Source organism: Mesorhizobium sp. B264B1B, from assembly GCF_020165765.1.
GTDB lineage: Bacteria > Pseudomonadota > Alphaproteobacteria > Rhizobiales > Rhizobiaceae > Mesorhizobium.
Genome location: NZ_JAIUIS010000005.1, coordinates 236,883 through 259,138, shown reverse-complemented (window position 1 = coordinate 259,138; position 22,256 = coordinate 236,883). Strand labels below are relative to the sequence as shown.

Below are 22,256 nucleotides of genomic sequence, written 5' to 3'. Positions count from 1 at the left end.
ACGGCTCTCACCCTGTCGACGCGGCTGGGAATGCAGTGTGGATAGCTGGAAGGAAAGGTAAACCGCCCGAAGCGATTTTGCGGTTGACAGCCAAGTCTGCTGCAATATGACGGTCTTCCCTTTACCAGCCAAAGCGAAGTGATGAAGTTTGGATCAAGTGGCCTGCGAGGGTTGGCTTCAGAATTAGTCGGGAAACCCAGCGGCCTTTATACGGAGGCTTTCGCTTGGCGTCTCGTTGCCGATGGGGTCCGATCGAAGGCCAAGGTGTTCGTTGGTCGCGACTTGCGCGATAGCAGCCCGACGATCGCCGCCAACTGCATGGCTGCCTTGGCGGCAAGTGGGTTTCAACCGATCAATTGCGGTGCCATTCCAACGCCAGCCTTGGCGTTGTATGCCGGGCAGCATGACGCAGCGGCGCTCATGGTTACGGGTTCGCACATCCCTGCGGACCGCAATGGCATCAAGTTCTATAGCCCGCGGGGCGAGATCACCAAGGCCGATGAAGCCGCTATGGCACACTATGCTGCCGAACGGCTAGACGCCTATTGCCCCCCGCCGCCAATAGGTACGGCTTTGCCGGGGCATCACGACAATGCGATCGCCGCCTATCGCGCGCGCGCTGATGACATCTTGGAGCCAGGGTCCCTTTCGGGCCTGAGGCTCGGCGTCTATCAGCACAGTTCGGTCGCGGCGGATCTTCTGGTGGAGGTTCTCCGATCCTTTGGCGCAGATGTGACACCTGTCGGGAAATCGGAGACCTTCGTACCCGTCGATACCGAAGCCGTTGACGAAACCACAATTGCAAAGTTCAAGGGTTGGGTGCGAGAATTCCACCTCGACGCCATCGTGTCGACCGATGCCGATGCTGATCGGCCACTGATTGCCGACGAGAATGGTGACCTGTTTCGCGGCGACCTGATCGGCCTCGCCACGGCTCTGTTCCTGCGGGCTGACATCGTGGTGACGCCCGTGACTTCCAATTCAGGTATTTCGAAAGCCTTCGGTTTTACGGTTCTGAGAACGAAGGTCGGATCTCCCTTCGTCGTCGAAGCCATGGAAGCCTCACACCACCCCGAGAAAATCGTTGTGGGCTTTGAAGCCAATGGTGGCGTTCTCTTGGGGTCGGACTGTTGGCTACACGGCAAGACATTGACGGCATTGCCGACACGGGATTCACTGCTCCCCATCCTGGCTGTCCTCGGAATGGTCGCGTCGACAAGAAAGTCGCTGTCAGGTCTGCGCGCGTTGTGGAATCTTCCGGCCTGTGCAAGCGAACGCCTTGAGAATTTCCCAGTGGAGAGTTCGCGCAGCTTGATGCGTCGGCTCGCGGATCGGCCTGCACTGCAGCGGTTTCTGGCCCCGTTCGGGATTGTTGCTGAAGTTGACGAGACCGACGGCCTAAGGACACAAATGCTGACTGGCGAGATCATCCATCTGCGGCCGTCCGGCAACGCGCCTGAACTTCGCTGCTATTCGGAGGCAGCAGACCCAGGCAGAGCGAGAGCGATTGTGGCGCTGACGCTCGACAGGGCGCTGGCGATCGCATCCACAAACGAAGCAGAGGTCATTTCATGAAAGTGGTTCCCGTCATAATCAGCGGTGGAGCCGGATCGCGACTATGGCCTGCCTCAAGGCAATCGCACCCCAAGCCTTTTCTTAAAGTGGCGGATGGGCATTCGCTTATTCAGCACACAGTGCTGCGCGCCGCGTCGATTGAGGGAGTGGTGGAACTCGTGGCTGTAACGTCCGGGGACCACCTTTTCCTCACGAAGGACGACTTCGACGAACTGGATTCGGTTGTGTTGCCACGTACGTTTCTGCTCGAGCCGGAAGGCCGGGATACTGCCGCTGCCGTGGCGGCAGCCACTGTCCATGCCAAGGCAACGCAGGGCCCTGATGCGATTCTATGCGTCTTCCCAGCCGATCACATGATTGGCAACCTGCCCGCATTTCTAGACGTCATGGGCCGCGCCATCGAATACGCAAAACTGGGGCGGATTGCCACACTGGGCATCAGCCCGACCAGGCCGGACACGGCGTTCGGCTATATCGAAGCCGATGGTGAGAAAGTCGTCCGTTTCGTTGAAAAACCGGATCTCGACACAGCCAAAGCCTATGTCGAATCCAAACGCTTCTTCTGGAACGCGGGGATTTTCTGCTTCAGCGCGCAACGAATGCTCGACGAGATGGCTTTGCATTGCCCCGAAGTGATCCAGGCGGTTTCCGACAGTTATGAGAACGGCCGATTCAGTCAAGGCGAAGGCTTTGCCAAAATCGAACTCGCGCCCGAGCATTTTGGCTCCGCTCCGCGAATCTCTCTCGATCACGCGGTTATGGAGAAGGCGAACAATCTTGCCGTGGTTCCTTGCGACATGGATTGGAACGACATCGGATCTTGGAACGCGATGGCCGATTTGATCGCTCCTGACGAAAGCGGCAACAGGCTGCGCGGCGATGTTCATATGGTCGACACCACCGGCAGCTATGTAAGTTCCGACAAGCGCGTCATCGGCACGGTCGGGGTCAGCGATCTGGTGATCGTGGATTCTCCCGACGCATTGCTTGTCGCCTCCCGCGATCGCGTTCAGGACGTCAAGAAGTTGTTCGAGGGCCTCAAGGCTTCCGGGCATGAGGCACATTTGGTCCACAGCACCGTACATAGACCGTGGGGCACCTATACGGTTCTGGAGGAAGGCGAGCGCTTCAAAATCAAACGCATCGAGGTGAAACCCGGCAGACGTTTGAGCCTGCAAATGCACTACCATCGCTCCGAGCACTGGGTCGTGGTCAGCGGGTCCGCGAAAATAGTCAACGGCGACCAGGAGCTGTTCCTGGCGACAAACGAGTCGACCTACATCCCCTGCGGTCATAAACACAGGCTGGAGAACCCGGGCCGGATTGACCTGGTGATCATTGAAGTGCAAAGCGGCGATTATCTCGGCGAGGACGATATCGTGCGTTTTGACGACGTATACGGCCGCGCCTGACAATCCATTGGCTCACGGTGCTGGGGGCGGCAAAGCCTTAGGGGCTGGGCGGACACAAATCGGATACATCGAGAACATTGATGAAAAAAAAAGCACTGATAACCGGCATCACCGGGCAGGACGGCGCCTATCTGGCGGCATTCCTGCTGGAAAAGGGTTATTCCGTTCACGGCGTAAGGCGCCGCACATCCCTTTTTAATACGGATCGCATCGATCATTTGTATCATGATCCACATGAAAAGGGTGTAGATCTGACGTTGCATCATGGCGATCTGACTGACTCATCAAGTCTGATGCGGATCATTCAGCTCGTTCAGCCGGATGAGATTTACAATCTGGCGGCACAGAGTCACGTAGCCGTTTCATTTGAGGAACCTGAATACACCGCCAACTCCGACGCTCTAGGGGCGTTGAGAATTTTGGAAGCCATCCGAATTCTCGGCTTGGAGAAGAAGGTCCATTTCTATCAGGCGTCTACGTCTGAGCTGTACGGGCTCGTGCAAGAGACGCCGCAAAAGGAAACCACGCCATTCTACCCACGGTCTCCTTATGCCGTGGCCAAATTGTATGCATACTGGATTACGATCAATTATCGCGAAGCATACGGCATCTATGCGTGTAACGGCATTCTGTTCAATCACGAGTCCCCAATGCGAGGTGAGACGTTTGTGACGCGTAAGATTACGCGAGCGCTGGCACGGATCAAGCTAGGCATGCAAGAGAAGCTTTACCTGGGTAATCTAGATTCACTGCGCGACTGGGGGCATGCCAAAGACTATGTTGAGATGCAATGGCTTATGTTGCAACAGGAGGCGCCTGAGGATTACGTTATCGCAACTGGCGAGCAGCATTCCGTGCGCGAATTTGTGACCCTGGCGGCTGCGGAACTGGATATTGACGTAAGATGGGAGGGAAAAGGCGTCGACGAGAAAGGGTACGATAACAAAAGCGGTCAATGTATAGTGGCTGTCGATGCGGCTTACTTTCGGCCGACAGAAGTCGAAACGCTTCTTGGCGACGCCAGTAAAGCTCGAAAGAACCTTGGCTGGGAACCTAGAATTAAATTCACCGAGCTGGTCCAAGAAATGATTCGCGAGGACTTTAAGGGTGCCGAGCAGGAAAAGCTGCTTACAACGCATGGCTATCAACGCTTCACTCGCGCAGAATAACCATGGCACGAATTCCAGTATATGAGCCATACCTCAGCGGAAACGTACCGGCGTATGTCAACGAGTGCTTGACTACGGGTTGGATTTCCTCACGTGGAGCCTTCATATCCCGATTTGAAAAGGCTTTTGCGGAGTATGTAGGCGCGAAAGAGGCGACAAGCGTGGCAAACGGTACCGTAGCCATCCACCTTGTGTTGGATGCATTGGGCATCGGTGCCGGCGACGAGGTCATCGTTCCAAGCTTCACCTACATAGCGTCGGTCAACACCATTTTGCAGACCGGCGCGACGCCGGTCTACGTCGATTCGTTGGAAGACACGCTGCAGGTGGATCCGCAGGCAATACGTGACGCTATAACCCCGAGAACCCGCGCGGTCATGGCGGTGCATTTGTATGGCCATCCTTGTGATATGGATGCGATCTCGGGCCTTTGCCGCGATCACGATCTTTTGCTCATCGAGGACTGCGCGGAAGGCTTCGGGACCCGGTGGAAAGGCCGGCATGTCGGCACGTTTGGTGATGTTGCCACCTTCAGTTTCTTCGGGAACAAGACAATCACAACTGGCGAAGGCGGAATGGTTCTGGCGCGATCGGCTGAGGTGATGGACAAGTGTCGGCGCCTGAAAAGCCAAGGTGTCTCGCCGACCCGCGAATACTGGCACGACATGCTCGCCTACAATTATCGGATGACCAATATCCAGGCGGCGATCGGGCTTGCCCAGATCGAGATGGCTGAAGAGATCATCCACCGCAAGCAGCAGATCGCAGAGATATACCGGACCCGACTGTCCGGGCTTCCCTTGAGGACCCATGATCCCGTGGGCGACGTTAATCATTCGCACTGGATGTGTTCGATTGTCGTTGACCACGTTGAGGATCGAGATCGGTTGCGTGCGCGTCTTGCCGACGACGAAATCGAGACACGCCCGTTTTTCCCCTTAGCCAGCCACATGCCGCACTGTTATTCTGACCGGGCCTTTCCGAATGGCGATAGCGTAAGCAAGCGTGGCATCAATCTGCCGAGCTACCCCGGACTGACCGAGGAACAGTTGAACCGCATATGTTCTTCGATCATCGGTTATTTCGAGGATCGACCGCGGTGACTTTGCGTTAAGGAAATGGCCTGTGAACGAGTATCTTAGGGGCATTTGGGCCGCGCGATATTTTTGGATGCATCTCGCGATGTCCGATCTGCGCGGTCGCTGGAGAAGGTCCTTCTTCGGTGTCCTGTGGTCGATTATCCAGCCTCTGGGCCTAACGATCCTTATCTCCATCGTATTCAGTCGCATCTTCGACGCCGCGATCTCGGAATATGCGCCCTACATTCTCTCCGGGGTCATCATCTGGGAGTACATCGTCTTCAATGTAAGTGGAGGCGCATTGGCTTTCGTCCAAGCCGACGCGTACATCAAGCAGACACGTCACCCGTTAGCGATATATACGCTTCGAAACGTTATTTCCGGGCTTATGGTGCTTGCCCTGGCCAGCATCAGCCTCATCGGTTGGGTGCTTGTCGTTATGCCGCAGAATTTCGGCTGGTCTTGGCTTGCCGCCCTCACGATATTCCCGATCATCGGTCTGATTGTCTGGCCGTGGGCGACGATAATGGCATATTTTTCTGCCCGTTTTCGCGATCTGCCGCATGCGCTTGGCCTGATATTGCAAGCCCTATGGTTTGTCTCACCAATCTATTTCGAGACTTCGGTGTTCCGCAAAGGCAATCTGCATGTCCTTCTGGACTACAATCCGCTTTATCACCTCCTCCAGATCGTACGCGCTCCACTCCTGCATGGTGAATGGCCCGTCGCTGCCAATTACCTGTGGTGCTTCGGGACTATCGCAGTGCTCATGCTGATCGCAGCACTCGTGGGCAGGTCCGCCGAAAAGAGGGTGATCTTCTACCTATGACAAACCGGATTCACCTCGAGTCGGTAAACCTCCATTATGCATCCGTCGGCTTCAGCGAGCGGTCGTTGAAATCCATGCTGGCGTCGCTCGCGACGTTGAACGGAGGAGGCAAGAAGATCGTCGACATCCACGCATTGAAGGATGTTAGTCTGGACATTGGTCCCGGCGAACGCGTTGGCCTTTTAGGACACAATGGGGCCGGCAAGAGCACGTTCCTCAAGATGGTGGCAGGATTATACCCGACATCTTCCGGGAAGCGCGTGGTCGAGGGGACCGTCCGGTCTTTGTTTGACCTGAGTTTGGGTTTCGAGCCTGATGCCACCGGCCGGGAGAACATCCTGTACCGCGGACTTCTCCTTGGTCTCTCGCCCAAATTCATGCGCTCGATAGAGGACGAGGTTGTCGCCTTTGCCGATATCGGGGAGTTTATCGACTATCCGATCAAAACCTATTCCGCTGGCATGCAGGTGCGCCTCGCCTTCGCGATTTCGACAGCGGTCGGCGGTGACATTCTCCTCCTCGACGAGGTGATCGGTGCCGGTGATGCGAATTTTATGGGAAAAGCGCGCAAACGCATCCTGGATCTTGTCGAGCAGGCGGAGATTCTGTTGCTCGCTTCACACGACTTTGGCACGCTGAGTTCCATTTGTGAGCGAGGTGTTGTTTTTCATCATGGAGCGGTTGCGTTTGACGGCGCAATAGGGCCCGCGATCAAGGCATACAAAAAAGTGAATGGATTGGCGCAGTGATGTCGATGCCCACCCAATCTGTCTTGGTCGGCGTTCATCCCGGGGTCCGGTAGAGCTTGCCGCCTCTACAAGTGCGCTGACCTTGCGGTAAATCCATCGCTTTCCGAAGGTGGAATGCCATTCACGATTACAGAGGCGTTGTCCGTAGGAACTACCGTTGTCATGGGCGACATTGAGGTGACCAGGGAGATTGTTGTCGATCCGGCGCTGCGAGAATCCACCTTGTTCGCCCCATATGATTGGAAGGCAATGGCCGACAAGATCGAATGGGCACTTCAAAACCGGGATGCCCTCTACGCTCAGCAGCGCCAATTTTTTGATGTTCTCGCGAAACGTACGTGGAAGGATGTTGTTAAGGAACATATCCGCATCCTTGATGTCATAGCCGAGCAGAAAGGCATGACGCCGTCACTATGAGCAAAGGTCTTTTCATTCTTGGCTTTGGCGGCCATGCGCGTAGCGTAGGGGATATAGCGCTGTCGTCAGGGTTCGATGATTTGATTTTCATCGATGACCAGGCAAAGGCCGGTGAGGAATTTGCGGGCTTTCCTGCTGTCGCTGTTCTTCCCAGCAATGCCTCCGGCGCCGGTTGGTTCATGTTTCCGGGCTCGGGTGACAATGCGCGGCGACGCGCGCAATGCGGGAGCGCGCTTGTTCCTCTTGCGATGCTCGTCGCACCGACTGCCTCTGTCGGGAGGCAATGTGAGATCGGGCAAGGCTCACTGGTCGCTCATCAGGCCCATATAGGACCGCTTACAAAGGTTGGCCGGGGCGTCATCATCAATAGCGGCGCAGTCGTTGACCACGAATGCGTGATCGGTGATTTTTCTCATATATCCGTCAATGCGACCGTTGCAGGCCGTTGCCGAATAGGCACACAGGTTCTGGTTGGCGCAGGTGCGACCGTGATTGATCGGCTCAGCATATGCGACAATGTCATCATCGGCGCTGGCGCAACGGTCGTCCGAGACATTGAAGTGCCCGGCGTGTATACAGGCACGCCGGCCCGTCGAGCCCACGGCTAGACAGCGCCAGCCGCTTTCCTTTCAGGCTCGAACAGAAAAAACGGTCCGATTCATGAAAATCGGCATTGATGCCCGCAACCTTGTCCACAATCTCACAGGCATCGGCCGCTATGTGCTGGAGATGTGCCGTGGGTTGGCGGAAGCCGGTCACGAAATCTTTCTGTATCTCCCGGAGCGACCGGTCTCGGATATTTCTCGTCTATCGGGCGGAACGTTTCGGATATCTGGTCATGCAGGCAATTTCAGGCGCATGGTTTGGGGTCAAACCATCTTACCCAAACAGGCAGCCCGCGACAAAATCGACATCTTTTGGGGCCCTGCCCACAGATTGCCCTTTAGCTTGGATCCGGATATTCCCCGCGTTGTGACCATTCACGATCTCGTATGGCACCATGCGGCATCGACAATGCGTTTGCAGGGCTGGCTCGGCGATCGCTTCCTCATGCGACCTGCAGTATTTTCATCGGATAAGATCGTCGCAGTCTCGCGCGCTACGGCCGATGCCATTCGAATGCTGTATCCACAGGTCTCCAAGAAACTGCACGTGGTGTACCCTGGAGTGACGCGCCTGGAGGATGGCGGGACCAACAGCGTGCTTGCGGACAAAGGCATCGACCGCGATTACGCCCTTTTTGTCGGCACACTTGAACCCCGCAAGAACTTGCCAAATCTCCTGGAAGCATATGCGCTGCTTCCGGAGCCTGTCAGGAAAAATCTGCTGCTCGTCATAGCGGGGGGTCAGGGGTGGCGTCTCGGCGACCTGCGCGAGCGCATGGTGCGCCTCGAAATCGAATCGGACGTGCGACTTACGGGTTATGTCACGGACAGCGATCTCGCTGTCCTCTATCGCCGAGCGAAGTTTCTTGTCATGCCGTCGCTATACGAAGGCTTTGGATTTCCAATTATCGAAGCAAATGGGGTTGGGGTGCCTGTTGTAACTTCAAATATGTCTTCCATGCCCGAGGTGGCTGGCGAAGCTGCCATTCTTGTTGACCCGACCAACGTCCAGGATATCTCCGCCGCGATGGGCCGGTTGGCACTCGACAATGCGTTGCGCTCGCGGCTGGCTGAGAAAGCGCCCCTGAACGCGCTCCGGTTCGACTGGAGAAAAAGCGCCTTGGACCTGGTCGCAGTGTTCGAATTGGCCATAATCGCAAGAAGGCGCTGACGTGGAAGGTATGCTTCAGATTTTTGAACTGGCCATCGAGCGAAGACGGAAGACCAACATTTGAAAGTGCTGCATTTCTTCAAGACGTACTGGCCCGATACCTTTGGCGGGGTGGAGCGGACGATACATGCCATCGCTCAAAGCACCGCCAGCCGCGGCATTGAAACCGAAGTGCTCTCGTTGAGCCGTGCTCCGAACGAGAACACGCAGCATCTCGACGGGCACATGGCCCGAAAAGCCAGGCTGGATTTCGAACTGGCGTCGACCGGGTTTTCGCTCGAGGTCTTTCGGAAGTTCGGGGCGCTCGCCGGGAAAGCCGACCTCATACACTACCATTTCCCATGGCCATTCATGGACATGGTGCATTTTCAATCCCGTCATGGCAAACCGACCGTCGTCACCTACCATTCCGACATCGTCAAACAGCGGCTTTTGCTGCCTCTTTATCGGCCGCTGATGCTGCGCTTCCTCAGGGATGTGGACGCTATCGTCGCGACATCTCCGGACTATTTGAAATCGAGCCCCGTTCTCAGAGCCTTGGAGGGCAAATCGGCGATCATCCCAATCGGCATCAATGAAACCGATTATCCCACGCCGACCGAAGCCGACAACAGATGGTGCCAAGCGGCGGTGACGGAGCCTTTCGTGCTCTTCGTCGGCGTCTTGCGCTACTACAAGGGGCTGGACGTGCTGATTCAGGCGGCCGACAAAGTCAGGTGCAAGATCGTTATTGCCGGATCAGGGCCTATCGAAGAGCGCCTGAAGCTTCAGGCCAAGACGTTGCGTCGCAACAATGTGATATTCCTCGGCGAGGTGGCCGAGCGGCACAAGATGGCGCTCCTCCACAACTGCCTGGGGTTCGTTTTTCCGTCAAACCAGAGGTCGGAAGCCTACGGGCTTTCTCTCGTCGAGGCTGCGATGTGCGGTAAACCGATGATCTCCTGCGAGATCGGAACGGGAACAAGTTATGTGAACAAAGCCGGCGAGACCGGGTTGGTCATACCGCCTTCCGATCCAGCACGCCTTGCCGAAGCCATCAACCAGGTCGTCGATTCGCCGGTCGAGGCAGCGAACTGGGGGCGAGCTGCTCGCGATCGCTACGTTCGCCTCTTTACAGCTGACAGGATGGGAAAAACATACGCCGATCTCTATCACCAACTCGATAACCGCCGACGCTGAATACGGTTTCGCACTGTGGCAGCCGGTGAATCCCCGCGATTTGTTGGTTGTTGATGCAGTCAAATCCCCGTCAGGTCACCTGCTCAGGAGACGACGGACCACCTCTCGCGCCGATTTCCGCAGTACCGGCGCACTCCATCCAAACACGGAGGCAAACTTCGCGCTCGACAGCCGGGAATTGACGGGGCGGCGCGCCTTGGTCGGATAGTCCGTCGCAGCAATATCGCGCACCCGCGCGGAGGGGCCACCGAGCCCACCGCTTATGTCCAGGATATGGCGGGCGAAGCCGCTCCAGTTGGTCTCGCCCGTGCCGGCCAGATGATAGATGCCCCACGCGGCGAAATCCTCGTTGCGGTGCAGCCGTGCTGCCGCATGCAGGATCGCGTCAGCGATATCAAGCGCGGAAGTGGGATTTCCCCATTGGTCGGCCACAACCGGTATCTCGTCGCGGTCGCTGGCCAGCCTCAGCATGGTTTTGGCGAAATTCTTGCCGAACGGGCTGTAGACCCACGCCGTGCGCAAGATCAGGTGGCGCGAATTGGCTGATGCCACCGCCTGTTCGCCGGCAAGCTTGGAGGCGCCGTAGACGCCAATCGGCGCGGTCGCGTCGGTTTCCAGATAGGGACCGTCCTTGGTGCCGTCGAAGACATAGTCGGTCGACAGATGGATGACGGGCACGCCGAGCCGAGCCGCCGCCTGCGCCACCTCGCCGGCGCCGGCGGCGTTCACCGCAAAGGCGAGCTCGGGTTCGTCCTCGGCCTGGTCCACCGCCGTGTAGGCGGCGGCCGACACGACGATATCGGGCTTAGCGGCGGTGATGGCCTCGATCACAGTCCCGCGCCGCGCGAGGTCGAGTTGCGGCCGGCCGATGGCGATGACCTTGACGTCTTCGCGCCCAGCCTCCAGAAGGCTTGCCGCAACCTGGCCCTCGCGTCCGGTGACAACGAGCCTCACACCGCCTCCTTGCGCGCTTCGCCCAGTCTTTCGCCGGCATAGCGCTGTTCGCGGATCGGTCCCCACCACCATTTGTTGTCCAGGTACCAGTCGACCGTCCTTGCCAGGCCGCTGTCGAAATTCTCCCTCGGCGTCCAGCCGAGCTCGCGGCCGATCTTGGACGCGTCGATGGCGTAGCGGCGATCATGGCCGGGACGGTCGGTGACGAAAGAGATCAGGTCGCGATAGCTTTTGCCGGCGGCCCGGGGGCGCCTGGCGTCGAGCAGATCGCAGATCGTCTCGACGACACCCAGATTGGTGCGTTCCGAATTGCCGCCGACATTGTAGCTCTCGCCCGGCTGCCCCTTGGTGGCGATCAGTTCCAGCGCGCGCGCATGGTCCTCGACGAACAGCCAGTCACGCACATTGGCGCCGGCGCCGTAGACCGGCAGCGGCTTCTCGTCGAGCGCGTTGAGGATGACCAGCGGGATCAGCTTTTCGGGAAAATGGTAGGGCCCGTAATTGTTCGAACAATTGGACAGCACCACCGGCAGGCCATAGGTCTCGTGCCAGGCGCGCACCAGATGGTCGGAGGCCGCCTTGGAGGCGGAATAGGGCGAGGACGGCGCGTAAGGCGTCTCTTCCACGAACATGCCGCCATCGAAGGGCAGGTCACCGAACACCTCGTCGGTCGAGACGTGATGGAAGCGGAAACGGCCCTTCCTGTCGTCGGAAAGGCCGCGCCAGTATTCCAGCGCTGCATTGAGGATCCGGTAGGTGCCGACGATGTTGGTCTCGATGAAGGCGCCCGGCCCATCGATCGAGCGGTCGACATGGCTCTCGGCGGCGAGGTTCATGACGATGTCGATATCGCCGCGGCGCAATATGTCGAGCACCGCCCGCTCGTCGCAGATGTCGGCCTGGGCGAAGCTGTAATTTCGTGCATTTTCGATCGGCCGCAGCGAGGCCAGATTGCCGGCATAGGTCAGCTTGTCGAGATTGGTCACCCGGTAGGCCGGGTTGGCGCACAGATGCCGGCACACCGCCGAACCGATGAAGCCGGCCCCGCCCGTCACCAGAAAATTCATGCCGCTATCCCCGCGCATCTGGCAATGTTCATCAGGCAAACACCTCGGCGGCGGCGAGCAGCGGCGCCTTGAGGTCCTTGTCAGAAAGCTGGAAGCCGCCAGCCGGCGGCGGCCATTCGATACCGATGGCCGGATCGTCGAAACGGATCGAGCGGTCGTGTTCGGGCGAATAGGTGTCGGTCACCTTGTACAGCACCTCGGTATGGGGCACGAGCGTCATGAAGCCGTGGGCGAAGCCCTTGGGCACCAGGATTTGGTTGCCCTTCTCGGCCGAGACCTCGAGGGCAACCCATTTTCCGAATGTCGGCGAGGAGTGGCGGATATCGACCGCGACATCAAGGACGCTGCCTCTGACAACGCGCAGCAGCTTGTCCTGGGCACGTGGCGGCAACTGATAGTGCAGTCCCCTGACGACGCCGGCCGCGGCGGAATAGGAGTGATTGTCCTGGACGAAGGCGAGTTCGAGGCCGGCCGCGGCGAAGCGTGCGGCGTTCCAGGTTTCGGTGAAGTGGCCACGGGCATCGCCATGCCGCTTCGGAATGATTTCGAGCAGACCTTCGATGCCAAGGGGTCTCACCTCCAGCATCTAGTCCTCCGACAACTCGACCACCCGGCGGCGCAGATAGGCGGCATATTCATTTTTTCCCAAGCGGGTTGCGCGCTGCAACACTTCATCGGCGCTCAGCCAGCCCTGTTCGAAGGCGATTTCCTCCGGACAGGCGACCTTGATGCCCTGGCGACGTTCGATTGTACGCACGAACGAAGAAGCATCGTCCAGGCTATCGTGAGTGCCGGTATCGAGCCAGGCATAACCGCGCCCCAACCGATGCACCTGCAACTGGCCACGCTCGAGATAGGCATTGTTGACCGCCGTGATTTCGAGCTCGCCTCGAGCCGAGGGCCGAATCCTTGAGGCGATGTCGACAACCTCGTTGTCGTAGAAATAAAGGCCGGTGACGGCCCAGTTGGATTTCGGCTTCTGCGGTTTTTCCTCAATCGTGAGCGCGGTTCCAGTGATCTTGTCGAAGGACACCACGCCATAGCGCTCCGGATCCTCGACATGGTAGGCGAACACCGAAGCGCCGCTTTCGCGCGATGCCGCGGTGCGGCAAAGCTTGGACAATCCGTCGCCAAAATAGATGTTGTCGCCCAGTATCATCGAAACGCTGTCCGCGCCGATGAAATCGCGGCCGATAATGAACGCTTCCGCAAGCCCGTTGGGCTGCGGCTGCTCGGCGTAGGACAACTCAAGCCCGAATTCCGATCCATCGCCCAACAGCTCGCGGAAAACCGGCAGGTCCCGCGGCGTGGATATGACCAGAATCTCTCGAATCCCCGCAAGCATCAAAACGCTCAGCGGGTAATAGATCATCGGTTTGTCGTATACCGGGAGGATTTGCTTGGAGACCGCCAACGTTAGCGGATAAAGGCGCGTTCCACTGCCCCCAGCAAGGATAATTCCTTTCAAGAAACTCTCCTTGACATGCCTAAGTCCCCTCCCCTGACACAAGCCGCCCGTGCTTAGGTTTCATGCCGTGGCTTGTCAATCTGGTGCCCGACGAAGGGGCCGAGCGAGTGTCCCCGGCCCCCGCCAACCGCCCTTGCCTTGCCGGGCCCGAGGTCCTGGCCGGGACAAGCAGATCGTCTTCATCGTGATGGCCTATCTCGCCCATCTCGCGCCTTTGGTTCAGCCGCTCGGCAAAACCCTTGTGAAAGACGATCGCATTCAAATAGGCAAACGTCATCGCGAGTGCTGCGGTTCGCAAGGGATAGTCGACAAGAGAGTGAACGAGCAAAAACGACACCGACAGAAATGCAGCCTTCTGTAACGGCTCCCGGCGAATCCGGACCGACGAGGCGAAAAGCAATATGGCATACACAATCATTAACAAAACGACCGGTATGCCGCCCTCAAGTGCCAATTCGAGGTAGTCATTGTGGGCATGATTTGCATAAGTTCTGAAAATCATTCCGGCTTTTTCGTATATCTGATAGACCTTCGGAAAGCTGCCGAAACCAACGCCAGTCACCCAGTTCTCTTTCATTCCATCGATCGTGGTGCGAGCAAACTCCGCCCTGCCGAAAGCCGGATCGACCACTTTCGCATCGATCTTCGCCCATGCGCCGATCGTGTAGACGGAAAGCCCGATGAAAACCGCAAGAATGCCATATCCGCCCGCCCTTGAGCGAGCGGACAGGAAGACAACTGATATCGCGGTGATCACCAGTCCGATCAGAATGCCGGCGCGCGAGCCGGCTGCCAGAAGAAGCAGCAAGAGCATCGTCAGCCCAAGCGATCCGGACAGAAAATGTCCACGGAACAAGCCATAATAGACCACGAATGGGATGGAGACGAAGAGCAAGGCCGAAAAGTGATTTTGATTGGCAAACATGCCCGCATTGATCGTAAACGGCAGCAATCCTTCTATGGCGACGGTATCGGAGAGCGAATACTGGATCGCTGCGGCCAGGCCATTGCAGATGACGCCCATGAAAAAGAAGGGAACAAGGCCGTAGACCTCCTCGGTGCGCAGGCGGGTGACGCCGAGGAAAAATGCCGCGGCGGCGGCGAAATACAACATGCACTCGATCGTGCGCCCGACGCCGACGCTGACGAAGCGCGATTGCGTTTCACCATCCAGCCAGGGTCTGACAAGCAGCACCTCGGGCCGCAACCCGTCCAGCAAGGCCCCGGGCAGCGGAACGATCTGGAAGCAGAACACGGCTAGGCCGAGAGCAATCAGCCACAAGATCGCCCGGGGAATTGTTTGTCCGCTGGGCCGCGACAGGATGGCCGCGGCCGAGAGAATCGCCGCGATCTCGATCAGCGTTTCGGTGTAGAGGCTGCTCGCGGTGCCGCCGCCAATCAGCAGGGACAGGAAAAGAACCGACCCAAGCAGGTATTTGTCCCACTGCCCGGGCTGCCGTGACCGTGCTCTCACGACGACACCCTCTCGATGCTCAATCTGTGCATGACCAGCGTGCCGACGTATCGAAACCGCCAGCTCTCGGCAATTGCGGCTGTTTCCAGCCTCAGCAACTGTATCGGACACGCAGCCGGTCCGACGGTGAAATCCAGGCTCAGGCTTCGCCGGTTGAATGTGCCTTCCGGTATGTTGAAGCGCGCTATCTCGCTTGACGGGTCCGCGCATCTGACGGACCAGAACAGCTGCTTTGGCAGTTTGAGATTTGTTGCGGACACGGTCATGGACATCCGGTAAGAACCGGGGGGCAATTCGACATATTGCTGAAGCGCAGCGTTCTTGACCGGCGTGTTTAGAAATCGAACCGTCGCCCCGCTGTTGCTGTCGCTTTCACTTTCACCCGCGCCCTGCGATCCGGCAAAGGTGATCTCCAGCCCAGATCGGTCGTGTATCACCCAGTCGAACGGCTTGCCGCTGAAGAGCGGCTCGAAGCCGCCATTGAAGATATAGCCGCCCAGCTTCCGCTCCCGATCGGACAGGCTGAAAAGAAACAGCCGATAGGCCGGGCCATAGTCCTTCTGCTTGATGTAACCGGTGATAACGGCGGACAATTCGCTGGATTTCGGGGGCGCATCCGTGCGTCCGAGATCGAGCAGCAGCTGGTTTGCAGGTCCCAGGCTTTGCGGGTTCTGGCCAAGGGCGAGAAAAAGCTTACCACGCCACGGCGCCTCTGCCTCCAGGGCTGCCAGCACGGCCTGATAGCCGTCGGAATTGGAAAGGATGGCAGGCCAGCCTGGGGCGATGGCCGAAAACTGGTCTGGCCACCGGCGCAGCAAGGTGTCGATCTCGCCCACGGCCCTCGCCAGATCGCCTGCCGCGATCGAGCGATCGATGGACCTCTGCAGCGCATGGATTTCAGTCTTGGACAGTTTTCGCGCCTGGTCGAAAAGTTCGAAAGCCTGGGCCTGTTCGCCTTGCCGATATCTGATCTCACCGATCAGGCTGTAGAGACGGGCGTCCGCGACATTGAAGCGAAGCGCATTCTTGGCCTTGGCGGCCAAGGCGCCGAGATCGACGCTCGTTTCGTTCAGCTCGCCGGCAATTTCGTCTATCAAGGCATCTGCGTTCAGCGGGTCCAGTGCCAGAGACACGCTCGGCGTTCCCTCCTCAAGGAGCCGACTTAGCCCGATCGACGAAGCCATCAACACCAGAACGGAGGCGACGAACCAAACGCTTGAACGCAGGAGATTTTGCATGAGAGGGCTGGCCTGCTCCGTCATCGACTTTGCCCTCAATCTTCGGCGTGCCCGCGCCATGTTCGTAATATTGGTAGTTCATGTATTTATAGGCGTAGTTGTAGTCGAACTTGTTCACCGCGAATTTCGACATTGCCGCCCCGATCACGTTCGCTCCGGCTGCGCGCAGGCGTTTCAGCGCCGTCTTGGCCGCCTTGCGCGTCACCTGGTTCGTGGAAATGACCACCAGTGTGCCCTCGGCAAGCCGGCTGAGAATGGGCGCATCGGACAGGCCGACGATCGGCGGAGCGTCGATGATGACGAGATCGAAACGCTTGCCGAGATTGGTGACGATCAGCGCCATCTTCGGCGATGAAAGCAGATCCGCAGGGTTGGGCGGGATCGTTCCGGACGTCAGCACGGTCACGTTGGGATATTTGGTCGTCCTGAATATGCCCGCCACATCTTCCTTGCGCACGGTATTCGTCAGGAGATTGCTCAACCCGATCGCGTTGTCGAGACCGAACAGCCGATGAAGATTCGGTTTGCGCAGATCGCCGTCGATAAGCAAGACCTTCGCACCGAGGGCGGCGAAATCCTGGCCGAGCTTGAACGAGGTCGTCGACTTGCCTTCGGAAGGCTCGGAGCTGGTCACCAGCAGCGAACGCGGCGCGCCCTCCGCGCCGGAGAATTGCAGCGACGTTCGCAGCGAACGATAAGCTTCCGATAGCCCGGACTTCTGGTCGGCGATGCTGGCCGTCAGTTCGCGGTCACCGACGAGCGGCAGGATGCCGAGGATGGCCAGCCCCAGCTCCCTTTCGACCTGCTCGGGGTTGGTGAAGGTGTTGTTCAGCAGCTCGATGATGTAGATGATCGATGCAGTGAGAGCCATGAACAGCGCTAGCGCGATCGCCAGATTGATGATCAGGCGCGGAGAATAGGGACTTACGGGCAGGGTCGCGAAATCGACGATGGCTGCGCTTTGCGTTTTGAGCTCGGAGCTGACGCCTACTTCATTCAGCTTGGTGATGAGGCTGTCATATTGCGACCGGTTGGAATCGACCTCGCGCTTGAGGATGGTGTATTTTATGTTCTTGTCATTGAAGACGACCTGCTGCTTTTCCATCTCGGCGAGCTTGGATTTGAGGTCGGCTTCCTTGTTCTGTGCTTCCTGGTACTTCAGGCGCAGCGAATCGGTTATCGCCAGGACGCCGTTATTATAGAGCCGCGTCAGCTCCTTGATCTGCGACTGGAGTTGCTGCATCTCCGGAAAGCCAGGCTTCAGAATGCTCAGTTTCTGTTGATATTGGCTCTTGAGGTCCGCGAGTTTTTCGCTGAGTTTTTGTAAGCCATCACTCTCCAGAACCGGCGACAGGCTGGAGCCTCGCCCCTTGTCTATCTGGTCCACGACGCGACCGGCATCAAGACGATCCTGGATAGCGGTCGCGAGCGCTGTGTTCAGCGCCTCGATGTTCGATCCGATCAGCGATTTGTCGTCGCCGGTGACGGTGATGCCGGCATCCTTCGCATAGGTGACCAGCTCCTCCTCGGACTTCTGCAGCTTCTGCTTGACCTGCAGGACCTGTTCCTGGATGAACTGTCTCGCCAGATCGGACGTCTCGCTGGTCTGGTCGAGACGTTGATCGATAAAACTCTGCGCGACCTGGTTGGCGACGTCGCTTGCGTATCTGGGCTTCTGGTCGATGAAGGTGATCGACAGCAAGCTGGTGTTGGTCACAAGGTTGACCGTCAGATCCTTCAGAACGCGCTTGATCGCCATTGCCTCTCGCTCTTCGGGGGTCTTTTCCTGGATCGAAGGCGATTTGGAAATTCCGAATGCACGGTAGAGGATGTTGCTGAGCGAGAAGCTCGGGGTTGGGAATAGGAAATCCGGTTTTTCGGAGAGCCCCAGCTGAAACACGACGCGCTGGGCCAGCGCACGGCTCTTCAGTTTCTCGCGAGCGGTCAGAAACGCGCGTAAGTCGCTGTTTTCGGAAACCACTTCGATGTCCTGAAAAACCTTTGCCGAAGGGACCAGGACTTCCAGCTGTGTCGTTGCCTGATATTTCGGCGTCTGCATCATTGTCACTATGATACCGGCAACTAGGCCAGCCACCGCCATCATGACAATCAGCCAGCGATATTGCACGACATAGAAAAGCAGCTTGAGCGGATTGAATCTCTCGTCGTGAGCGGCATAGTCTCGACCGTAAGGACTATAATTCTGCGCCCCGTCATAATAGAGGTCCGCGGACAAAGCCTGGCCATGTCGAGGACCGGCGATTTGGGGCTGCCTGTTGCGATCGAGCATGCGCGAGGTGATCCTGGTTGTCCGTACCCTGGCCGGCCAGGCCTCCCTTACGGAATGACCGCAATTCGGGCCGCGCTCGACGCGAGGCCCAGGGCATCCTTCAAATTGTTCATTGCGATTTTCGACTTCGAAGCGAAAACCACGACCACGTCGCCCCCATAGATACGCGGGTTGCGATTCTTGCCGGCGCGGATTTCCTCGACATTGTAGTTTGCGACCAGCTTGTTTTGACCGACATTGCGGTAGACGAAGACCTTGCCGGCATCGCCGATGGCGTTGAAGCCTCCGGCAAGGGCGATCGCATCCAGCAAGGAGGCGCTGCTGGACACCGGATAGATGCCGGCCCTGTTGACCTCACCGTCGACCGTGATGCGCTGGCCTATCGATTCCTTGACGAAAATTGTCACATCCGGCGATTGCAGATATTTTGCGCCATAGGCTGTCTCGATATCCTTTTCGAGCTGGCGGACCGTCTTGCCGGCCGCTGTCATCGTCCCGATAAGCGGAAGGGAAATCTGGCCGCCGGCGTCCACCTGAACCGTCCTGTTCAGGTTGTCGACCTGGAATACGCTGACTTCGAGTACATCGTTGGCAGACAGCGGCTGCTCGCTGCCGTTTTGGGTATTCTGCGGTGCCGGCAGATCCGTCACCATCTGTAGCGCGCCGCCCCCGGCAAGCGCCGTTGAGGACGATGTCGGCTGCAGCGCATCGACAGAGCTCGTGGACGATGATGAACTGCTCGCGCAAGCAGAGAGGGCGAGCAATATAAGCAGTGCCGGCATTCCCGCGCCAGTTCCCTCAAGATCGAGAATGCCCATCACAGAGCCCCACTTTTGAACAGCTTGGGCAGTCCATCGAAATGGCCCGCACAGCTGGCCCGGCTTTTTTCCGATGGCGTGAGCAACTGGTTCTGCACTATCGCGCCCGAGCTTGCGCAAACCGGCGAGACCAGACCTTGGCTAGCGGCTGACTGCGTCGTCGTCATCCTGTAGTCCAATAGCCAGTGCGGCGCCGCCACCAACCGCGCCGGCGCCCAACAGCACCGGCAAAATGCCAGGTCCGGAATTGGCAGGTCCGATGGCAGCCTGCTGCGCATCAAGCGAGACGCACATACCGTCTTGCACTGGATCGATGCTGACGGTCGCGTTGGCCGGAACATCAAGCGCGCAATTGGCGCCGATGGCCAAGGAAGCCGATGCTTGCGGCCCGGTCATGATGCGCGCGCCTGGATAAATCGGCGCTCCCGCGCCCACCCCGGCGTAACCGCCGGCCTGCGACATCTGCACATCACCCCGGACTTGGGTGAACTGGCCGACAATGCCAGACACGGGCGCAGCGGCCAGGCACGAACATGTCTGTGCCGACTGGGCAACAGCATCGGACGCTGTAAACCAGGCACCTCCCCCGGCGAGCGTGATAAAAGCGAAGACAACCCCAACCCGATGACGCCCGGTCATTTCTACCCCCCTTCGAACCAACGACCCGCCCCCGGAACGGATCGCTTACGCACCCCTTCGATCAACAACACTCAAAGAACTCACCAGCACTCACGGTGGTCCGCCCCTCAGCGACTGACCGCTTTGTCGTCATCCTGCGTCGCCGCCAACACACCGCTGGTGACAAGCGCACCGGCGAAAATCCCTTCGGGCAGGCCAAACCCACTTGTGCCACCGGACGGCTGGATGGCCGCCGTCCGTTCTGAACCCACGAGTTTCAGACAGATGTTGCCGCCCACGCGTGAAACATCCAGACTGGAATTCGCCGGTACATTCATGTTGCAGCCGCCAACAAGTACGGATGCCGAACCCTTGGTACCGACTACCACCCGACTGCCAAGGCCGAGAGTGCTCCCCGCCTTTGCAGGACCATAGCCGACCGACTGCGAGACCATCACGTCGCCATCGGCGGAACGAATGGATCCAATCGCACTCGCCGGGCCGCGATAGGCGGCAGCGCAGCTGCAGGATACGTCCTGGGCGAAAGATGAAACCGAAGTGAAACCGCTCGCGGCAACCAACGCGCTCACTGTGGTTCTAATGATGACATTCATCCGTTTCGCCTTTCCTTCAAATCATCCCGGATATGCCAGATCAAAAGGTGGTGACATCAGCGCCTAACATTTTTTTGCCACAATTCCAACCCGTGTCGCACGATGCGGAGAAGTTTGACCTGAACAACGCGCCATTTTAGCAATTACGTATAAATAATCCCGAGCTGTCGGCGATGGATGTCTGGCCCTCCAAAGAGAAATTACGATTCCCTTTTCATCCTGATTACACCGAGCCCAACTTGATCAAAGCCGAGCCCCCTCGAAAGCCGAGTCCCGATCTGCAATGCAGCAAGACAAGCTTAGCGCCTGCTTGAATGCCTGATCTCCTCGGCTCGAACTTCAACCGCGTTCAACTACACGCCGGCCCGGTTCATCGCCTGGCGAGGCATTGAGCTTCCCTATCTGCGTCATGTAGCACTCTATGACGATCCGTTCCGAAAACTGCCGCTCCACTTTGCTTCGGCTCTCCATGCCCATCCTGTTCCTGGATGCGGCGTCCATCGTTGCGAATTCGAGCATCTTGCTTGCCAGGTCGCCTGCGTCTTTCACCTTGCACAGCAGGCCGTTGACGCCGTGGTCCACCACCTCCCTGCAGCCGGGCACATCTGACGCGATCAGCGGCTTGCCCATCGCGGCTGCTTCCAGCAGCGAGCGCGGCGTTCCTTCCCTGTAGGAGGGCAAGACGACGCAATCGGCCGCGTCCAGGAAGGGACGGACGTCGTCGGTGGTTCCGAGATACTCGACCAGGCCTTCGCCTGCCCATCGCTCGACCTGCGCACGGCTGACCGCTGTGCGGTTCTCGACATCGAGGAATCCAAGAAGCTGGAAGCGCGCGCCAGGCATGTTGCGGCGCATCTGACGAGCTGCCTCGACGAACTCGCCCACGCCCTTGTCCCAGAGAAGCCTGGCCACCAGCAGAAAGACGATCGCGCCGGACGATTGGCTTTGGCGGGGCGCCGGAGAGAAGCGAATAAGGTCGACCCCGGAGCCCGGCAGCAGCGCGGTCAGTTCCTTGCGGACCAGGCGCTCGCTGACGAACAGCATCCTGTCGTCGTCATTCTGAAAGAAGACTATTTTCGAACGGGCCAGCGCCAGCCGGTACAGGACCTTGGCAATTTTCTGGAGAAGGCCGCCACGGACGAAAACCGTGCCGAGCCCTGAAACATTGTTTATGACCGGGATGCCATTGAGGTTTGCCGCCAGCGATCCGAACACGTTGGGCTTGATGGTGAAGCCGACAAACGCCAGCGGCCTCTCGCGGCGCAGCAGGCGCCAGTAGCGCCACAGAAGCACCATGTCGCGAAACGGCGAGGTGCCGGAATTATCCATCTCGATTTCGACATACCGGCAGCCCATCGGCGGGATCAGGCGCGAATACTCGTCCCTGGGCGTCGCAACCACCACTTCATAGCCCCGCCCTTGCAGCGCCTCGATGAGGCCTTTGCGGAAATTGACGACATTCCAGGACGTGTTGATGGAGATGATTATCTTTCTTCCGATCCCAAGCATCGTCCCCGCCTCCCCCAATGC

At 58.3% G+C, this 22,256-nt stretch carries 22 protein-coding genes; 11 read left to right on the top strand and 11 right to left on the bottom strand.

All coding sequences use genetic code 11. The annotated features are described in order from the left end of the window. Nucleotides 1-141: 141 nt before the first annotated feature. The 10 genes from LB547_RS12810 (at nt 142) to LB547_RS12765 (ending at nt 10,185) form a co-directional block, all read left to right on the top strand. Nucleotides 142-1,575, top strand: a complete 1,434-nt coding sequence (locus LB547_RS12810) for a phosphomannomutase (RefSeq protein WP_140762642.1) — start codon at nt 142-144, stop codon at nt 1,573-1,575. Next, complete coding sequence (locus LB547_RS12805) at nt 1,572-2,987, top strand: mannose-1-phosphate guanylyltransferase/mannose-6-phosphate isomerase (protein ID WP_140655811.1); 1,416 nt, start codon at nt 1,572-1,574, stop codon at nt 2,985-2,987. Before LB547_RS12810 ends, LB547_RS12805 begins: the two co-directional genes overlap by 4 nt. Nucleotides 2,988-3,067: 80 nt before the next feature. After that, complete coding sequence (gene gmd / locus LB547_RS12800; RefSeq protein WP_140762644.1) at nt 3,068-4,156, top strand: GDP-mannose 4,6-dehydratase; 1,089 nt, start codon at nt 3,068-3,070, stop codon at nt 4,154-4,156. Between the two features lie 2 nt (nt 4,157-4,158). Next, nucleotides 4,159-5,259 (top strand): DegT/DnrJ/EryC1/StrS family aminotransferase, encoded by a 1,101-nt coding sequence (locus LB547_RS12795; protein WP_140762647.1) that lies wholly within the window; start codon nt 4,159-4,161, stop codon nt 5,257-5,259. A 67-nt stretch (nt 5,260-5,326) separates the two neighbouring features. Then, nucleotides 5,327-6,064 carry an ABC transporter permease gene (locus LB547_RS12790; protein ID WP_140495057.1) on the top strand — a complete coding sequence of 246 codons (738 nt, stop codon included), beginning with the start codon at nt 5,327-5,329 and terminating at the stop codon, nt 6,062-6,064. Next, on the top strand, nt 6,061-6,813 hold the full coding sequence (locus LB547_RS12785; RefSeq protein WP_140494856.1) for an ABC transporter ATP-binding protein: 753 nt from the start codon (nt 6,061-6,063) through the stop codon (nt 6,811-6,813). The genes LB547_RS12790 and LB547_RS12785 overlap by 4 nt, the downstream gene beginning before the upstream one ends. Nucleotides 6,814-6,831: 18 nt before the next feature. Beyond that, nucleotides 6,832-7,230 (top strand): glycosyltransferase, encoded by a 399-nt coding sequence (locus LB547_RS12780; protein ID WP_140555896.1) that lies wholly within the window; start codon nt 6,832-6,834, stop codon nt 7,228-7,230. Then, nucleotides 7,227-7,838, top strand: a complete 612-nt coding sequence (locus LB547_RS12775) for a NeuD/PglB/VioB family sugar acetyltransferase (RefSeq protein ID WP_140494860.1) — start codon at nt 7,227-7,229, stop codon at nt 7,836-7,838. Before LB547_RS12780 ends, LB547_RS12775 begins: the two co-directional genes overlap by 4 nt. Nucleotides 7,839-7,890: 52 nt before the next feature. Continuing rightward, nucleotides 7,891-9,006, top strand: coding sequence for a glycosyltransferase family 4 protein (locus LB547_RS12770; RefSeq protein ID WP_140494862.1), 1,116 nt, complete (start codon nt 7,891-7,893; stop codon nt 9,004-9,006). A 60-nt stretch (nt 9,007-9,066) separates the two neighbouring features. Continuing rightward, nucleotides 9,067-10,185, top strand: a complete 1,119-nt coding sequence (locus LB547_RS12765) for a glycosyltransferase (protein ID WP_140762650.1) — start codon at nt 9,067-9,069, stop codon at nt 10,183-10,185. Between the two features lie 75 nt (nt 10,186-10,260). Here the strand turns inward: LB547_RS12765 and rfbD are convergent, their stop codons facing one another. From rfbD to LB547_RS12735, 6 genes are read right to left on the bottom strand one after another with little or no spacing between them, the layout of a single operon-like run. After that, nucleotides 10,261-11,139: a dTDP-4-dehydrorhamnose reductase gene (rfbD, locus tag LB547_RS12760; protein WP_140674923.1), complete on the bottom strand. Its 879-nt coding sequence runs from the start codon at nt 11,137-11,139 to the stop codon at nt 10,261-10,263. Further along, nucleotides 11,136-12,206 (bottom strand): dTDP-glucose 4,6-dehydratase, encoded by a 1,071-nt coding sequence (gene rfbB, locus LB547_RS12755; protein WP_140564240.1) that lies wholly within the window; start codon nt 12,204-12,206, stop codon nt 11,136-11,138. Before rfbB ends, rfbD begins: the two co-directional genes overlap by 4 nt. Nucleotides 12,207-12,237: 31 nt before the next feature. Continuing rightward, nucleotides 12,238-12,792, bottom strand: a complete 555-nt coding sequence (rfbC, locus tag LB547_RS12750) for a dTDP-4-dehydrorhamnose 3,5-epimerase (RefSeq protein ID WP_140762653.1) — start codon at nt 12,790-12,792, stop codon at nt 12,238-12,240. Continuing rightward, entirely contained in the window at nt 12,793-13,674 is an 882-nt protein-coding gene (gene rfbA, locus LB547_RS12745; RefSeq protein WP_140762656.1) for a glucose-1-phosphate thymidylyltransferase RfbA, read from the bottom strand. A 19-nt stretch (nt 13,675-13,693) separates the two neighbouring features. Further along, nucleotides 13,694-15,148, bottom strand: a complete 1,455-nt coding sequence (locus tag LB547_RS12740; RefSeq protein ID WP_140762659.1) for an O-antigen ligase family protein — start codon at nt 15,146-15,148, stop codon at nt 13,694-13,696. Beyond that, a complete protein-coding gene (locus LB547_RS12735) occupies nt 15,145-15,984 on the bottom strand; it encodes a hypothetical protein (protein WP_224656113.1) in 840 nt (279 codons plus the stop codon). The genes LB547_RS12740 and LB547_RS12735 overlap by 4 nt, the downstream gene beginning before the upstream one ends. Before the next feature lie 54 nt (nt 15,985-16,038). On the opposite strand from LB547_RS12735, the gene LB547_RS12730 reads away from it, so the two are divergent. Then, nucleotides 16,039-16,314: a hypothetical protein gene (locus LB547_RS12730; RefSeq protein WP_224646749.1), complete on the top strand. Its 276-nt coding sequence runs from the start codon at nt 16,039-16,041 to the stop codon at nt 16,312-16,314. On the opposite strand, the gene LB547_RS12725 is transcribed toward LB547_RS12730, so the two are convergent. The 5 genes from LB547_RS12725 to LB547_RS12705 all read right to left on the bottom strand — a co-directional run bounded on the left by LB547_RS12725 (nt 16,298) and on the right by LB547_RS12705 (nt 22,235). After that, the gene (locus tag LB547_RS12725; protein ID WP_140671843.1) at nt 16,298-18,676 is read right to left on the bottom strand and encodes a GumC family protein; all 2,379 of its coding nucleotides are present in this window, start codon (nt 18,674-18,676) and stop codon (nt 16,298-16,300) included. The two genes, LB547_RS12730 and LB547_RS12725, sit on opposite strands and share 17 nt — an antisense overlap. A gap of 47 nt (nt 18,677-18,723) precedes the next feature. Continuing rightward, on the bottom strand, nt 18,724-19,614 hold the full coding sequence (locus LB547_RS12720; protein WP_224655916.1) for a polysaccharide biosynthesis/export family protein: 891 nt from the start codon (nt 19,612-19,614) through the stop codon (nt 18,724-18,726). Between the two features lie 21 nt (nt 19,615-19,635). Continuing rightward, complete coding sequence (locus LB547_RS12715) at nt 19,636-20,133, bottom strand: hypothetical protein (protein WP_140671841.1); 498 nt, start codon at nt 20,131-20,133, stop codon at nt 19,636-19,638. A gap of 107 nt (nt 20,134-20,240) precedes the next feature. Further along, nucleotides 20,241-20,726 (bottom strand): hypothetical protein, encoded by a 486-nt coding sequence (locus tag LB547_RS12710; RefSeq protein WP_140663032.1) that lies wholly within the window; start codon nt 20,724-20,726, stop codon nt 20,241-20,243. 339 nt (nt 20,727-21,065) lie between these two features. Next, entirely contained in the window at nt 21,066-22,235 is a 1,170-nt protein-coding gene (locus LB547_RS12705; protein WP_140762662.1) for a glycosyltransferase family 4 protein, read from the bottom strand. Nucleotides 22,236-22,256: the final 21 nt, after the last annotated feature.